Origin of the sequence: Enterobacter sp. 168J2 (assembly GCF_034107265.1) — a bacterium.
GTDB lineage: Bacteria > Pseudomonadota > Gammaproteobacteria > Enterobacterales > Enterobacteriaceae > Enterobacter > Enterobacter nematophilus.
This window is the reverse complement of record NZ_JAWNEB010000003.1, coordinates 44519-59659: the sequence shown is the minus strand read 5'-3', so window position 1 is coordinate 59659 and position 15141 is coordinate 44519. Positions and strand designations below refer to the sequence as shown.

14 protein-coding genes are annotated in these 15141 nt (G+C 55.1%); 6 read left to right on the top strand and 8 right to left on the bottom strand.

What is annotated here, in order from left to right; translation table 11 throughout:
• Positions 1-8: 8 nt before the first annotated feature.
• The 7 genes from USG84_RS10840 to USG84_RS10810 all read right to left on the bottom strand — a co-directional run bounded on the left by USG84_RS10840 (position 9) and on the right by USG84_RS10810 (position 5409).
• A complete protein-coding gene (locus USG84_RS10840; RefSeq protein ID WP_151412626.1) occupies positions 9-1196 on the bottom strand; it encodes an NAD(P)/FAD-dependent oxidoreductase in 1188 nt (395 codons plus the stop codon).
• Entirely contained in the window at positions 1193-2119 is a 927-nt protein-coding gene (locus tag USG84_RS10835) for a VOC family protein (protein WP_253543266.1), read from the bottom strand. The genes USG84_RS10840 and USG84_RS10835 overlap by 4 nt, the downstream gene beginning before the upstream one ends.
• A gap of 78 nt (positions 2120-2197) precedes the next feature.
• Positions 2198-2986 (bottom strand): IclR family transcriptional regulator, encoded by a 789-nt coding sequence (locus USG84_RS10830; protein ID WP_151412657.1) that lies wholly within the window; start codon positions 2984-2986, stop codon positions 2198-2200.
• Positions 2987-2998: 12 nt separating this feature from the next.
• Complete coding sequence (locus tag USG84_RS10825) at positions 2999-3748, bottom strand: SDR family oxidoreductase (RefSeq protein WP_151412627.1); 750 nt, start codon at positions 3746-3748, stop codon at positions 2999-3001.
• Positions 3748-4770, bottom strand: coding sequence for a Rieske 2Fe-2S domain-containing protein (locus USG84_RS10820; RefSeq protein ID WP_151412628.1), 1023 nt, complete (start codon positions 4768-4770; stop codon positions 3748-3750). Before USG84_RS10820 ends, USG84_RS10825 begins: the two co-directional genes overlap by 1 nt.
• 10 nt (positions 4771-4780) lie before the next feature.
• A complete protein-coding gene (locus USG84_RS10815; RefSeq protein WP_061097122.1) occupies positions 4781-5089 on the bottom strand; it encodes a recombinase-like helix-turn-helix domain-containing protein in 309 nt (102 codons plus the stop codon).
• The gene (locus USG84_RS10810) at positions 5086-5409 is read right to left on the bottom strand and encodes a Rieske (2Fe-2S) protein (RefSeq protein WP_061097121.1); all 324 of its coding nucleotides are present in this window, start codon (positions 5407-5409) and stop codon (positions 5086-5088) included. The genes USG84_RS10815 and USG84_RS10810 overlap by 4 nt, the downstream gene beginning before the upstream one ends.
• 414 nt (positions 5410-5823) lie before the next feature.
• Here USG84_RS10810 and USG84_RS10805 point away from each other — a divergent pair, with 414 nt between their 5' ends.
• On the top strand, positions 5824-7035 hold the full coding sequence (locus tag USG84_RS10805) for an MFS transporter (RefSeq protein WP_253543267.1): 1212 nt from the start codon (positions 5824-5826) through the stop codon (positions 7033-7035).
• Between the two features lie 3 nt (positions 7036-7038).
• Here USG84_RS10805 and speB read toward each other — a convergent pair whose 3' ends face one another.
• Positions 7039-7959, bottom strand: a complete 921-nt coding sequence (speB, locus tag USG84_RS10800) for an agmatinase (RefSeq protein ID WP_042290372.1) — start codon at positions 7957-7959, stop codon at positions 7039-7041.
• A 439-nt stretch (positions 7960-8398) separates the two neighbouring features.
• On the opposite strand from speB, the gene USG84_RS10795 reads away from it, so the two are divergent.
• The 5 genes from USG84_RS10795 (at position 8399) to USG84_RS10775 (ending at position 15140) form a co-directional block, all read left to right on the top strand.
• Positions 8399-8959 (top strand): fimbrial protein, encoded by a 561-nt coding sequence (locus USG84_RS10795; RefSeq protein ID WP_151412630.1) that lies wholly within the window; start codon positions 8399-8401, stop codon positions 8957-8959.
• A gap of 63 nt (positions 8960-9022) precedes the next feature.
• On the top strand, positions 9023-9757 hold the full coding sequence (locus USG84_RS10790) for a molecular chaperone (protein ID WP_151412631.1): 735 nt from the start codon (positions 9023-9025) through the stop codon (positions 9755-9757).
• Positions 9758-9789: 32 nt separating this feature from the next.
• Positions 9790-12372, top strand: a complete 2583-nt coding sequence (locus USG84_RS10785) for a fimbria/pilus outer membrane usher protein (RefSeq protein WP_320738263.1) — start codon at positions 9790-9792, stop codon at positions 12370-12372.
• Between the two features lie 6 nt (positions 12373-12378).
• Positions 12379-13389 carry a fimbrial protein gene (locus USG84_RS10780; RefSeq protein ID WP_151412632.1) on the top strand — a complete coding sequence of 337 codons (1011 nt, stop codon included), beginning with the start codon at positions 12379-12381 and terminating at the stop codon, positions 13387-13389.
• Positions 13390-13406: 17 nt separating this feature from the next.
• On the top strand, positions 13407-15140 hold the full coding sequence (locus USG84_RS10775; RefSeq protein WP_151412633.1) for a ShlB/FhaC/HecB family hemolysin secretion/activation protein: 1734 nt from the start codon (positions 13407-13409) through the stop codon (positions 15138-15140).
• The last annotated feature ends 1 nt before the right edge of the window (position 15141 follow it).

The window sequence follows — 15141 nt, the reverse complement described above, 5'->3', positions numbered from 1 at the left end:
GGTGCGGGTTATCGCAGTGACATCAGTGAAAAGGTCGGGTCGGCGAGCGGCACGTCCGATAAATCCCGCCCTGCCGCCATCCAGCGCTTCGCCAGCTTGACGGTGCGCGCATCGTTAAACGCCACCAGCTGCGTCAGCCGCCCGCTTTCGTCCAGCGAGAAGTACAGCGAATCTTCACGCGCTATCGTTGTGCTTCCCGGCTGCGGAATACCGAGGATTTGAATGTTGTGCTGATATTGATCCGACCACAGCCACGGCGCGTCGTCGTAGCCTGGCGCATCGGGGTTGAGCATCGCTTTTGCCGTCGCCACCGCCTGATTCTGCGCAAACGCCCAGGACTGAATGCACAGGCCGTAATGATGATGCTGGGCCACATCTCCGGCGGCGAAAATGGACGGATCCGACGTGCGTCCCTGAGCGTCCACGACGATCCCCCGTTCGGTGCGAAGCCCCACGTCGCGCGCCAGCTCCAGATTGAGATCGACGCCGATCCCCACCACCACCGCGTCAAAGGTTTCGCGCTGGCCGTCGCAGTGGATGACCGGCACACCGCTATCGTCCTCCAGCTCCAGCGCGCCGCAGCCGGTACGGATCTCCACGCCCTGCTCGCGGTGAAGGGCTTCCAGGCGCTGCGACACCTCGCCGCTCACCGAGCGCATGCACAGCGCGGGCTGCTGCTCGAACAGCGTGACCGCCACGCCGCTTTTGCGCGCGGAGGCGGCAATTTCCAGGCCAATCCAGCCGCCGCCGATAATCGCCAGCTTTTGGCTTTCCGCCAGACGCCCCTTCAGGCGCTGCGCGTCCTGCCAGTGGCGCAGGGTGTAGACCTGCGGATGCGCCGCCCACGCCTCCCCCGGCAGACGCGCCCGCCCTCCGGTGGCAATCAAAAGAATGTTGTAACTAATATGCTCATCGTTGCTTAACCGCACCGTTTTCGCCGCGCGGTCGATCTGCTCCGCACGCAGCGGGCGGTGCCATGTCAGGTTCAGCGCCTGCTGTGCTTCTTCACTAAACAGCCGCGGGAGTGCCGCGTCCGGCTCCAGCAGGGACGCTTTCGACAGCGGCGGACGTTCGTAGAAATCCCACTCCTCTTCCGCCACCACGCAAATCTCGCCGTCGAAGCCTTCGTCGCGCAGTGTTTTCGCCGCCCAGCCGCCCGCCTGGCCGCCGCCGATAATGACAATGCGCGACGTCATACCGCCTCCGGCTTTTTCTGCTGGCGGCGCGTGTCGTGGTCAATCCCACCTTCCACCGCCCATTCGGTAAAGGAGACCAGCGAGTGCTCCAGCTCGCGCGGCTGCCAGTTTTCGGTCAGGTAGTCGTCGTTGGTGTAATACTCAAACGCGCCGCCGGTCGGGCTGTTGACGTACCAGAAATAGGCCGACGACACCGGATGGCGGCCCGGCCCGATAAAGGTGCTCCAGTCGTGTTTATTCATCGCAATCCCGCCGCCGATCACCTCATGAATATCACGTACCGTGAAGGCCACGTGGTTGAGACCGCGCCTGCGGTTCGGCAGCTGCAGCAGGAACAGGTTGTGATGGCCGCCGCGCGCGCCGCAGCGCAGGAACACGGCCCGGTTGATGTAGCGGTCAGAGACCTGGAAGCCGAGCACCTCGCGGTAGAATTTTTCCACCGCCGCCAGCTCTTCCACGAAGAACACCACGTGCCCAACGTTGATGGGCTGGGCGCGATCGTAAACCGGGCTCGGGGTGTCGATCCGGCGGGCGTCGCCCCACTGGTTAATCGGCTCGACGTTCAGCTCCACCTCGGTCTGCTGGGTCACCTGCACGCGCAGGGTCATGCCGTTCGGGTCGAGGCACTCCAGCGCGTCGCCCACCTCGCGGAAGCCGGGCTGCTGCGCAAGCTTCGGGCGCAGCGCGTCAAGATCGGACTGCGCGGCAACCGCCCAGGTCATGCGGCGCAGGGTGTTGCCCGCCTCAAACGCCGGCGGCAGGTCGGGGCTGTCGATCGGGTTTAGCTCCACGCGCGCGCCGCTCAGGGTGGTAAAACGCTGGCCGCTGGCATCGCCCGTCAGGCCAAAATCACGCATAAATTTGGCGCAGTGCGTCAGGTCTTCCACGCCAAATTCCAGCTTTTCAATTCCGGTTACACTCATCGTTCGTTGCCTCATCTGGCCCAAATTGGGCGTAAACCATGCCCGACGCAGTTAAGCGCCTGACGTTAACTCACTGATTTAACTGGCCTGTGACAAATACCCTAAAAAGCCAGAAATTTTATCCGCCGCGAGGCGAACCTCGTTTTGCAGGCGCTCGCGGTCGGTCTGCGGGATCTCCTCCGACGGCACCAGAATGCTCACCACCGCCGCCACGCGTCCGCTTCGGTCGTACACCGGGTAGACGATGGAGGAGATGCCGTGGCGGAAGAAAGATTCGCCGATGACAAACCCGCGGGCTTTGTCCTGCTGCACCATCTGCCACAGGGCCTCGCGGTCGTGAAGCTGCCCCGGCGTGTTGCCCGGCAGGCGCTCGTGCGGGAACAATTGTTCAAAATCGGCGCGGGAAATATCGGTCAGCAGCATGCGGCCGAGCGAGGTGCAGTGCACCGGCAGACGGGTGCCAATGCTGACCTGATTGATGCGCGACCCGGCGGCGCTGACGCGGGCGATGTAGATAATGTCGCGCCCGTCGCGGATCGCCAGATGGCTGCTGCACTGGCTGACGTCGCGCAGCTGTTCGATCACCGGCTGGCCGACCTGCGCCACGTCCAGCGAGGCGATGTACTCAAAGCCCAGGCGCAGCACGTTCATGCCGAGCGAAAAGGTATTGGCTCGCGCGTTGCGCTCCAGAAACCCCATGAACTCCAGGGTCTGCACCACGCGGTAGGCGGTCGCCTTCGGCATATCCACCAGCCGGTGCAGCTCGGCAAAGGTCAGTTCGCGGTGCTGCTCGCCGAAGGCCAACAGCAGCTGCAGGCCGCGCTCCAGCCCCGGCACCAGATACTTCACTTCCCGATCGTTTGCCATAATCGCCATACCTCAGTTAAAGACAAAACCGCCGTTGACCGGGATCAGCTGTCCGGTGACAAACCGCGACAGATCGCTTAACAGCCAGACCACGCTGCCGGTCACATCTTCCGGCTGCTGCGCGCCCGTTAACGCCCGGCCGTTTTCGTAGAGCTGATGCCGTTCGGCGGGCACATATTCGGTTGCCTCGACGCGGGTCAGCCCCGGCGCGATAGCGTTGATGCGAATGCGCTTTTCGCCCAGCTCGCGCGCCATCGAGCGGGTCATGGCGATCACCGCCCCCTTGCTGGCGACGTAGGCCATCAGGCGCGGCGCGCCCCACAGCGCGGTATCGGACGCCACGTTCACGATTGCCGTCCCTTCGCGCAGCAGCGGTACGGCGGCGCGCGTCACCAGCCAGGTACCTTTGACGTTCACGCTCATCACGCGGTCCCACAGGTCCGGGTCGTAATCGAGCATGTTTTTACCGCCCACGCCGGTCGCCATCGCCGCGTTGTTCACCAGACCGTCAATCTGACCCTGCTCGCCAATGGCGCTAAACACCTGCTCAATGGAGTGCGGATCGGCCAGATCGATGACGTGTGATTCGATCGCAAAGCCCTGCTTGCTCAGCCCGTGGGCGCTCTCGGCCAGCTCGCCTTTGAGGATGTCGCACATCACCACCGCCGCGCCCTGCTCCGCGCAGGCTTTGGCAAAGTGATAGCCCAGCCCGCGCGCGGCGCCGGTCACGACGATGCGCTTTCCGCCCAGCAGTCCGTTCATCAGGCGGCTCCCTGCTGCGCTTCGCGCATCGCCAGCTGCTCTTTGGCGGCCTTCTGCATCATGCGGCGCAGGCGGGAAAGGCCGACGTCGTGCTGATAAAGGTATTCATGGTCGCGGGCGTTCGGGGCCAGGCTCTCCAGCACCACGCGGTCCTGCTCCAGCACCTCCCAGTGCAGCTTTTCCAGACGGTTGCGGTACATGAAGCGCCACATATCGCGTTGCCAGCCCTGCACGCGGCGAATGCGCCAGAAGAAGACGCGGCAGTTGTCGTTATCTTCCGGCACCACCATGCCGACGATAAAGAAGTGGCCGCCCGGTCCGAAGCGCTTCTTATACGGAATGGAGAGACGCATCCAGCAGGTGCCGCTGTTGCCCAGCTCCACCCAGTCAAAGTTGACGCCGCTCTGCCCTTTCTTCTCGAAGATGAAGCCGGTTTTGGTCGGCTGAAGAACCATGTCGGCCTTGCGATCCCCCTCCGCCATCGAGTGCGAGGATGAATGCAGATAGGTGCCGTGCATCGGATCCATCACATTTTCCAGCGCGTACTGGTAGTTGCATTTCCACGCTGCGGTGCAGAGGAAGTTGCTGAAATTTTCCGCGTCGGCGAGTTCATCCGGGAAGGTCAGCTCGTCCGGCTGCTGGTCGGCGGTCACGCCAAACCACAGGAAGATGGCGCCGTGCGCCTCCTGCACGTTGTAGCTGCGCACGCACTGCTGGCCAACCAGCGGGCATTTATCCACGGCGGGCACGTCTTTCACTTCGCCGTTGCCCGCAACTTCTACGCCGTGATACCAGCAGGCGATACGGTCGCCGAGGTTCCAGCCCATCGACAGGCGCGCGCCGCGGTGCGGACAGCGGTCTTCCAGCGCCTGGACCTGGCCGTCCTTGTTACGCCAGACCACAATCTGCTCGCCCAGGCGGGTGATGCCCACGGGAGCAGACTGCACTTCCCAGCTTGCCAGCACCGGATACCAGAGGCCGCGCAGACCTTTATCAAGATAATGTTGTACGGTAGTCGTCATCGCGTTGTCGTCAGTAGCCGTTAACCTGTAAGAAAGCCTGGAAGCTGGCGTTGCTCCACGGCTCGCCCTGCTGGTCGTGCATGCGCACCGCGTTCAGCCCGTTCACCAGTTCCGGTAGGGTTTCAACGCCCTGTTCGAAGAGATCTTCCAGCGTCGCAATCAGGTTCACCTCCCAGTTTTCCGGCTCGCGGCTGCGGGTTTGCCAGATGAGATTCTGGTAATCGCCCGGCTTATGAATGGCACCGTTACCGCCTTCGGCAGGTGGGGTAAACTGGCGGCTTTCCGGCAGCGCCGGATTGTAGTTCAGGGTGTCGCTCATGCCACGGTCTCCTCGACGAAGGTAATCTGGATTTGGTTTTCAAAGACCCGAACCGGGTAGCGGTTAAGGTTGCGACCGCCGGGGCCGTGCAGGCACTGGCCGGTTTTGACATCGAATACCGCCTCGTGCAGCGGGCACTCCACCTTGCCGTCTTCGACGAAACCCTGGCTCAGCAGGGCATAAGCGTGCGGGCATACGTCTTCCAGCGCGTAATACTCGCCGTCAATCAAATAAACGCCGATCTCTTTACCCTCGACGCTGCCGCTAAAAGGGAAATCTTCCTGTACTTGTTCTGCGTCACATACGCCTATCCAGCTCATCACGATCCTCCAGGCTTTCGTTTCATATATGAAACTCTGTTTCTTATTTAATACGGTCAATATAAAAGCGATGAATGTTTCGTCAAGCGGCAATGTGAAGAATTTGTTAAGCGAAAGCTAATTAATTAACTAAGTGTGGAAAGGATCACGAAAAAATGCAGCGATATGAAATTTTCATTATTGCGGCGTGAATGAATACGTTTTTTCAATGGCTTTAAATTTCAATATTCAGATATTGACTTCCTTTGTTTTTGCTTCGTAAAAATAAAAGAGCGGAAGAACCTTGCGTTTCACCTGTGAAACGATTTTTTATTTTATCTTTTAAAAACAAAGAGTTTCACAAGTTAACTATTTTAGGTCCGTGACAATCACGCTGATAAAAATACCACTATGCGCACGCGTAAGGCAGGCATCATGACGGCAAGATGGCAAGGAACAATTGCACTGTTATTACTCATCATTATCTCCTACGTCGACCGGGTAAATATTTCAGTAATGATATTAAATCCAGAATTTGCCCGGCACTTTCAGTTAAATGAAAACAGAATGTTACAGGGAATGCTAATGACCTGCTTTCTTCTGGGTTATGGTTTTTCGGCTTTATTATTAACACCAGTTATTGAAAGCAAATTTAATTATCGGCAGGGGTTATTAGGCAGCATTGTGATTTGGGCCGTGGTCTGTGCGATCTCTCCCCTGCTCGGCTCTCTGATGGGGATGCTCATCGCGCGCGTGATCCTGGGGATAGCGGAAGGACCGCTCTTTTCGCTGAAGACGCGCTTTATCAGCGATAACTTTAGCGCGGATGAGATCGGCAAACCCAACGCCGTAACCGCGCTGGGCGTCTCGCTCGGGCTGGCCGTGGGCTTTCCGCTGGTGACCTGGCTGATGGCCCATCTGGGCTGGGCCGGATCGTTTTACGCGCTGGCGATACTGAATCTTGCTCTCGGCGGCGGGCTCATCTGGCGCTACCTTCCCGCGCCGCGCGGCATCCCGAAGACAAAAAAACCGGGGTTTGCCCAGACCTTTACGCTGGCATGGCAAACGCCGCTGCTGGGCTGGATCTTACTGGTTGAAATCGCCACGCTGAGCTATCTCTGGGGGAACAGCGCCTGGCTGCCCGCATGGCTGCGCGATGAACACCACTTCTCGCTCCACGCCACCGGCATGCTTGCGGCCATTCCCTTCCTGCTGAGCCTGGGCTCTAAATTTCTCGGCGGCGTGCTGCTCGACAAAATGCGTCCGGAGCAGGCACCGGTGCTGTTTGTGGCGGGTGGAGCGCTGACGGCGCTATCCGTGGTCGGGCTGATGCTCAGCCATCAGCCCGCATGGCTGGCGCTGTTTATGCTGTCCGCCAACGTCTTCTGGGGGCTTCAGGGGGCGGCCATTCCTGCGGTGATCCAGCATCACGCCGCGCGGGAAGCGGTGGGAAGCGCATATGGGATCGTTAATGGTATAGGGAATATCTGCGCGGCGTTTATTCCGCTGCTGATGGGGATGGTGATGAAAACGGTCGGGTCGGTTAGCTCAGGCTTTTCGGTTTTGGTCGTTTCGCAGGTTATCACCCTGCTGGCCGGGGGTATGTTGCTGCTGCGCATGCGTCGCGCAGCAGCAATCAGCGCGTAAGGCTTATTCGCCTTTTTTCGCCGCCTGGATGTAGAGCATTTCCAGCGCCAGGGTCGCCGCGGCCAGCGCGGTGATCTCAGACTGGTCATAGGCAGGCGCCACTTCAACCACGTCCATCCCGACGATGTTCAGATCCTTCAGGCCGCGCACTAGCTTAATGGCGCGGTCTGAAGTCAGGCCGCCGATGACCGGCGTACCGGTGCCAGGCGCAAAGGCCGGATCCAGGCAGTCGATATCGAAAGTCAGGTACACAGGCATATCACCGACGATCTGCTTAACCTGAGCCAGAATATCGTCCACGCCGCGATCGTTGACCTGGCAGGCGTCCAGCACGGTGAAGCCGTTATCTTTGTCGAACTCGGTACGGATACCGATCTGCACCGAGTGGTTCGGATCGATCAGGCCTTCGTTCGGCGCGGTGTAGAACATAGTACCGTGGTCAAACTCGCAGCCGTTCGCGTAGGTGTCGGTATGCGCATCAAAGTGTACCAGCGCCATTTTGCCGAAGTGCTTCGCGTGGGCGCGAAGCAGCGGCAGGGTCACGAAGTGGTCACCGCCGAAGGAGAGCATGCGCTTGCCGGCAGCCAGCAGTTTTTCGGCGTGGGCCTGCAGCTTTTCGCTCATTTCACGCGCGTCGCCAAAGGCGTACACCAGGTCACCGCAGTCCACCACGTTCAGGCGCTCGCGCATGTCGAAGTTCCACGGGAAGCGGTTATGCTCCCAGGCCAGGTTGGTAGACACCTGACGGATCGCCGCCGGACCGTGGCGACCGCCCGCGCGACCGGACGTTGCCATATCGAACGGCACGCCGGTGATCACCCAGTCCGCGTCGCTGTCGTACGGCTGGAAGTTCATCGGAAGACGTAAAAAACCAAACGCGTTAGATACCAGAGAGTTATCGTACTGATGACCTAAAGTGCTCATGTCCTGACCTCATTGAAAGTCGTTGGGTTGAAAAATGTAAAAAAAATCCCTTCCGCGTCGTTAAGCCCGACGAGGAAGGGATCGATAGATAAGTAAAGCTGCATGGAAGAAAGAATAGCGTCTGGGATGTTTAATTTCAAGTCATTCATAACATGCTCACATAATTCAAATACCAACCATTCTCAAAACAAATATTGAATGATTAAAATATAAAATCGCCAGCGACTAAATCATTAACCTCAGCAATAATTAACGAATGATTTTTTAAAAACAAGCCATTATTTCTGCTTTGACGCTCCTTTAACATACATATCCATAAATAATAAGAATGCGAAGGCATGAATTAGGAATTTATTTAGGTCCGACCAGTAGTTTTTAGATATTCCTCTCATTACAATCCCCGCGCTTTATTACAATTTATTTCAAAATGGAATTTTCTATGAACAAATACTTAAAAGCATGTCTTTTTACCATTCTGGCGGGAGCAGGTTCTGCGGCGGCAGCGGAAGATGGCACTATTACCTTTGACGGTACCATCAGCGATGCGACTTGTACTATTACCGGTGGCGATGCGCAGGGTGAATCCACCTCCCCTGACTTCACCGTGCATCTGCCGACCGTCAGCACCACAGCGCTGGCAACTGCGGGCCAGCGTGCGGGGGATACACCATTCTTCATTAAACTGAGCGGAACAAACTGCACAAATAATAAAATCGCCAGCGTGTTCTTCGAACTGGCACAGAGCACCAATATCAATACCGCTACCGGTAACCTGAAAAACACCGAGACGACTGGCGGTGCCACGAATGTTGAAATCGGTCTTTCCGATTCAGCTAAAGCAGCACTTAACCTGACTACGGCGAATAATAACGCTAAAACTGCAACCATTACCGGTAATACCGCTCGTTTCGATTACTGGGCACAGTACGTTGCAACCGGCGGTGCGGCATCGGCAGGTAAAGTAACCACTGACGTGGTGTACTCCATCAAATATCAGTAAGCCTATTTAAGCAGTGGGCGTTGTCCCACTGTTTTTTTTGACATATTCAGGGAACCAATTTCGATGGTGAGTAATATATTAAAAGCGATGTTAATGATGGCATTGTTCGGGCTACCTTGCGCCCATGCCACCATTCAGATTTTAACCACGCGCGTCGTTTTCAACGGTAATGAAAATGAGCAGACCGTACGTATTAATAATCTGGGGAAAACGCCTGAACTGGTTCAGGTCTGGCTTTCAAGCACAGATAAAACAGACGGTGTTGAAAAAGAAAACCTGCCTTTCTTCATTAACCCGCCCGCAGCGCGTATTAACGGCCAAAAAGGTAAAGTATTCCGTATTTTCCAGACTGCCGAAGCCATAAATAAATATCCCAAAGATCGCGAAAGCCTGCTTTGGTTAAACGTGCTGGATATTCCACCTGAAATGCCGGAAGACGCTGATAAGAACAAACTCAAAATGGCTTTCCGCACGCTGATTAAATTCTTCTATCGCCCCGCAGGCCTGAAAGGCAACCCGATGCAGGCAGCTGACGAGCTTAAATGGGAGCTGCGCAAAACGGCGAAGGGTTACGACGTGGTTGGAACCAATAATTCTCCGTTCCATGTGAATATGACCAGCGTATGGCTGACGAATGCGGAAAATAAAGATATTGAAATACCGGGAGAGATGATTGTGCCCTACGGCACGCTTGTTTATCACTTCCCTCAGGTCAGCGCGGTGAGCGGACGCGGCATATTTAAATATAACTATATTACCGATCTGGGTGCATATATTAAGCGCACTTATAACTTTTAACATCATTTAAGCCTCATTTTTGGGATAGCTGAATGTCCGCACTTTATAAAAAATACAAGCGTCGCAACAACGCAAAAAATCACTTTAGCCAGATTTTACTTCTGGCATTCTGCGTTTCAGGCCAGGTGTACGCCGAAAGCGAGAAAAAGCCGGTCAATTTTTCTCGCGGCTTTATGAATTTCTACAACAGCGGGTTGGATCTGACTCAATTCGATGGGGTCGAAAAGATCCAGCCCGGTGATTATAAACTGGATGTGATAAGCAACAGCAAAAACAGAGGCACCTGGCCCGTCACGTTCATCTCGGCAAAAAACCAACAGGGCGTAAATGCGTGCCTGACGCCGGAAATGATTATCCGCTTTGATATAGACACCCGCAAGCTGCCTGAAAACTGGAAAACGGGCAGCTGTCTGGTGCTTGAAGAGCTGGTCCCGGGCTCCCGCGTCGTCTACAACCAGGAGGACGAGCGACTGGAGGTAACCGTTCCTCAGGCGATGCTGCTTAACACGCCAGAGGGCTACATCAGCCCGGAACTGTGGGATAACGGCGAACCCGCGCTCATGGCCTCGTATGCGCTGAGCGGCTCCAGCACGCGCAACCGCGAGCTGGGGGAGACCAGCAACTATCTTTTCGGCAATTTACAGACGGCCATGACGCTCGGCGCCTGGCGTTTCGTCACTTACGACACGCTGAATATGGGCAACGACATTGCCGATGAAGGTGTTGATCACCTGCAGGCGTTTGCCACCCGGGGGATCGCCTCCTGGCAATCCGAAGTGGTGCTGGGCGATCTGAGTACCACCGGCGATATGTTTGATACCACGGCCATTCGCGGAGCGAGGATCGCGACGGACGATCGTATGCTGCCAGATTCCGTTCGCAGCTATGCGCCCGTCGTGCGTGGATTTGCTAACAGCAACGCTACGGTCACCATCAAACAATCTGGCAATACGCTGTATGAAAAGGTGGTGCCGCCGGGCGAGTTTGCCATCAGCGATCTCTACGCAACGGGTTATAACGGCGATTTTGAAGTTACCGTCAAAGAGACCGACGGCACGCTTCACACCTTTACGGTCCCCTACTCCAGCGTTCCGCAGCTGCTGCGTGAAGGCTATTTCCGCTATTCGCTCTCTGCCGGGGAGATCCGAAATACGTTTCTCGCCGACGATCCCTGGATGACGGAGGGCACGTTGCAGTACGGTCTGTTTAATAATCTGACGGGCTACGTTGGCGCACAAACCGCATTCGACGGGGATTACAACGCCCTGCTGGGCGGCGTGGCGATTAACACATCATTGGGCGCGTTAGGTATTGACGTAACCCGCTCCTACACGAACTTTTCGTCGGGCATTGAAAACGACGATTGCGGCTCGCTGTGCAATATGTCTTTGCGCATCAGCCTTGCTAAAAACCTCTCGGAAACCGGTACGAACTTCAGCCTGGTTGGCTATCGCTACTCCAGCAAAAATTACTATTCCCTCTCGGATGCCGTCAGCGTGAAGCAGGCGATAGAACACGGCAACGATAACTATCTACCGGAACGCTACCGCGAACGTCTGGAAGCAAACATTAACCAGATGCTGCCGCCTGGCTGGGGGAGTTTTTACGTCAGTGGCTTTGTCGGTAACGTCTGGAACGATCGGCTGAGTCGTACAGAAAAATCCAACTATGCGGTGGGATATAACAACCAGTTCGGCAGCTCCACCTGGGGGATTTCCCTCGGCCGTACCAACAGCGAGGACGGCGGTCACGATGATACGATCTATCTGAGCGTTTCAATGCCGCTGGGCCACCGCTATGAAAAGCAGGCCCGACTGGGAGCAAACTTCAGTTACAACAGCGATGAAGCCACCTTCCGTACCTCGTTAAGCGGTTCTGCCGGTGAGCGCTCGCAGTATGGTTTCAGCGGCTACTTCAGCGAATCCAGCCGACCTGAAACGAACTTCGGCACCAACCTCTCGTACGTTGGAGATAGCGCCTCCGGCGGCGTCGCGTTTAGCCAGTCCCTGCACAGCTTTATGGGTGGACTCAATATGAACGGCGGCGTGGTGGTGCATCGTGGCGGGATCAACCTGACCCCAACCTTAGGCGACACCATCGGGATTATCGAAGCCAAAGGAGCAGAAGGTGCTCGCGTTTATCCTGACTCCACTGCCGTCATAAAAGATAACGGCTATGGGATTGTCGGCTACCTCGCCCCGTATAAGTACAACGAAGTCTTTATCGACCCGAAAGGCACCTCAATGAGCGTCGACGTTGAGGATACGCGGAAAAGCATTGTGCCCACTGCCGGTGCGGCCGTGCATATCAAGATGGAAACGCAGCAGCAACAGCAGACGTTTGTGCGATTTATTCATGCCTCCGGTATAGAGATCCCGTTTGGTGCACAGGTGACTGATGCCGGCAATAACTCACTTGGCATGGTGGGACAAAGTGGCCTCGCCATGGTGACGCTGTCTGACGCGAAAAATCCGCTCACCCTTAAGTGGAATAAAAATAAGGTGATGAACACCTGTATTGCTGACGTGAATAACGCTTCTGAGAACCGTGCTGCTCAGGATATTAAAAACGCGGCTCCCCTCGATGCAATAAATATTACCTGTAAAGGTCTTTGACATAAGATGAATAAATACATCACGGCTTCGCTCAGTACTATATTGCTGTCTCTGGCACTCCTGTTTTCATTTGAAGCAAATGCGGCGCTGTGCCAAATGGACGGCGCGGTAAAAGTATTAACCATTACCGACAATATCACGCTCAACCCGGCGGACAAAGGTACCGCAGGCACCATACTCTGGTCGAAGACCTATACGGTACCTAATATCAAATACAGCTGTGACGCCTCCACGCAAACGCAGTGGCATGCAGAATATAGCCGTAGCTACCTCGCTGCTTCGCTGGATAATGTCTATAACACCGAGATCCCCGGTATTGGCATTCGGATAAAATGGCCGGCAAATGCAAGCAATTCCTGGCTACCGGGTAACTCAGGCAACCCTGTTACCTGTAGCCCGAGCTGTTCAATCGACAATAGCTCGGTACTGGTTGAGTTTGTACAAACCAGTACCATCGAGCAAGGGGAAACCGAGGTTCCTGCGGGTGAAATCGTCCATGTAAACGTTAAGCCGTTACTCGCCCCGGAAGATGAACTGCGTATTCTTAACATTAATTTCGGAGTACCGATTAAAGTCAATACGCGCTCATGCTCCATTTACCCCTCTACGACGAACGTCGATTTGGGCACCTACAGCGTGGCATCTTTCCAGAACAACCCGACTTTCCAGGGCGATAAGAAAGACTTTTCTATTACCGTGACTTGTCCCACCGTTGAAAAAGTGGGTTTAACCATTGTCTCGATGCTTAATTCACCTTTTGGATCATCACAAGGTTTATTGGGCGTGGAGAGCGGTGAAGGCTACGCAAACAACTTTGCCATTCTGGTTTCCGAGAAATTGAACCCTTATGTCTCAAGCGCAGTAACGCTTGGGAAAGAATCTGTTTTTGATGTCACCTCACGCGTAACCAAAAACTATCAGGCACAAATATATGTTCCCACGGACGTGAATCGGGCGAATTCATTAAGCGCCGGAAGGGTTGTCGGCGCTATTCAATACACAATGGCAATAAAATAACGATCAAGGAGAGATAAGTGTTTCAGCGTTTATCAAAATATGCGCTTTTTTTGGTGCCACTCATTCCGGCGGTTCACGCTGCAGGCATGCTGCCTGGCCAGCAAAATAAACAGGAACTGGATCGTCTGGAAAGAAAAACCAGCCAGATCCTGATCGAAGAAGCCAAGCGTACCGAGCAGTTACTTCAGCAGCAGCGAAGCCAGCGGGAAGCCGAAAAGGAGAGCCTGGCCGGTAGCGACTCGACGTGGAAGTTCCAAATCGACCATATTACGATTCTGGACGACACGCGATTTGAGCACGCCCCGCAGCGCCAGGATATTATCGATCGCTATGAAGGTAAGGCGCTCGGCAAAGCAGAAATCTTTGAGCTGGTAAAGGAACTGACCGACTTTTATATTTCTCGCGGCTATGCCACCACGCTGATCGGTATTGAGCCGGGAAATATTAAAACCGGAACGCTTACGCTTCGCGTACTGTGGGGAAAAATTAACGATTTTAAGGTTAACGGCCAGCAACCGTCTTTCCGGGAAAGTGCGCGACTTTTCACCGCTTATCCGTTTGCCAAAGACAACCTGCTGAATATGCAGGATATCGATCAAATGGTCGAAAACCTGCTGCGCGTTTCATCCAAAGATAATATCGAAGTTCAGCCATCCGTTCTGAACGGCTACTCCGATCTTAACCTGCTGCATGAAGCGGAGTTTCCGCTTTCGGTCGTGGCCGGGCTAAATAACTCCGGGGTAAAAGCTGATGGCTGGCAGCAATATTACGGCAGTCTGACCGCTAAAAATATTGCCGGGCTGAATGATATTTTTAATGCCTATTACGCGCAGTATAACCTCAAAAATAACCAGGATAATCAGGATGCATGGTCATTAAGCTATAGCGTCCCGCTGGGCTACTGGGCTTTCGAAGCTTTTTATTACCAGTCAAGCTATGACAAAACCCTCGCCGGATATAACGACGATTATGCGTCAGCCGGGGAATCCGATCGCGCTTCGCTGCGCGTAAGCCGCATGCTGGGGCGTAACGCTACGGGCAAAACAAGCTGGTGGGCGAAAGTCGAAAGACGTAATAACGAAAACAGCATTGAAAACCAGCAAATTGGCGTCAGCTCCAAAACCTACACCTCGCTTTCAACCGGTGTGACCTGGGTTGGCGCGCTGATGAACGGATGGTTCTACGGCGATCTGGGCGTGACGGCGGCAGTGCCGTGGTTTGGATCGGCCTGGACAAACGATGCCGACCTCACCGGTTTTGATACCAACTACATGAAGTACAACGGCATCGCCAGCTGGACACGCCCGCTTTTCCAGGCCGCTCGCCTGGGCGGCGTCTATGAGCTTAATGCCGGCTTCCAGTATACCCCTGACGTCCTTGTCAGCGATGCCAAATTAACCCTGGGCGATGAATTCACCGTACGTGGATTTAAAGACGATAGCCTGCTGGTGGATAGCGGTGGCTGGATCTCGAATACGCTGCAGTTTCCTTTCAATATTGGTGTCGGCGGAATTTACCAGTTGATTCCTTATTTTGGCTATGACCTGGGATACGCCAAAGATAATTGCCCTGTCGGTGCCAGTGTATGCGATAGCCAGTTCATGATGGGCGGCTCGGTCGGTATTAAAGCGACGGGTAGCCATTTTTCAACGTATGTCATGGCTGGCTGGCCCATAAAAAAACCGGATTCACTGGAAGAGAATACCGTCGATAACACGGTGGTTTATTACAAGCTGGAAGTAATTTTTTAAT

What these genes read in the sequence shown, in the direction of transcription:
- USG84_RS10810 (WP_061097121.1), bottom strand. Translation starts at nt 5,409, where the DNA reads ATGAGCTGGATAGGCGTATGTGACGCAGAACAAGTACAGGAAGATTTC.
- USG84_RS10795 (WP_151412630.1), top strand. Translation starts at nt 8,399, where the DNA reads ATGAACAAATACTTAAAAGCATGTCTTTTTACCATTCTGGCGGGAGCA.
- USG84_RS10825 (WP_151412627.1), bottom strand. Translation starts at nt 3,748, where the DNA reads ATGAACGGACTGCTGGGCGGAAAGCGCATCGTCGTGACCGGCGCCGCG.
- USG84_RS10780 (WP_151412632.1), top strand. Translation starts at nt 12,379, where the DNA reads ATGAATAAATACATCACGGCTTCGCTCAGTACTATATTGCTGTCTCTG.
- USG84_RS10830 (WP_151412657.1), bottom strand. Translation starts at nt 2,986, where the DNA reads ATGGCAAACGATCGGGAAGTGAAGTATCTGGTGCCGGGGCTGGAGCGC.
- USG84_RS10790 (WP_151412631.1), top strand. Translation starts at nt 9,023, where the DNA reads ATGGTGAGTAATATATTAAAAGCGATGTTAATGATGGCATTGTTCGGG.
- USG84_RS10815 (WP_061097122.1), bottom strand. Translation starts at nt 5,089, where the DNA reads ATGAGCGACACCCTGAACTACAATCCGGCGCTGCCGGAAAGCCGCCAG.
- USG84_RS10785 (WP_320738263.1), top strand. Translation starts at nt 9,790, where the DNA reads ATGTCCGCACTTTATAAAAAATACAAGCGTCGCAACAACGCAAAAAAT.
- speB (WP_042290372.1), bottom strand. Translation starts at nt 7,959, where the DNA reads ATGAGCACTTTAGGTCATCAGTACGATAACTCTCTGGTATCTAACGCG.
- USG84_RS10840 (WP_151412626.1), bottom strand. Translation starts at nt 1,196, where the DNA reads ATGACGTCGCGCATTGTCATTATCGGCGGCGGCCAGGCGGGCGGCTGG.
- USG84_RS10835 (WP_253543266.1), bottom strand. Translation starts at nt 2,119, where the DNA reads ATGAGTGTAACCGGAATTGAAAAGCTGGAATTTGGCGTGGAAGACCTG.
- USG84_RS10820 (WP_151412628.1), bottom strand. Translation starts at nt 4,770, where the DNA reads ATGACGACTACCGTACAACATTATCTTGATAAAGGTCTGCGCGGCCTC.
- USG84_RS10805 (WP_253543267.1), top strand. Translation starts at nt 5,824, where the DNA reads ATGACGGCAAGATGGCAAGGAACAATTGCACTGTTATTACTCATCATT.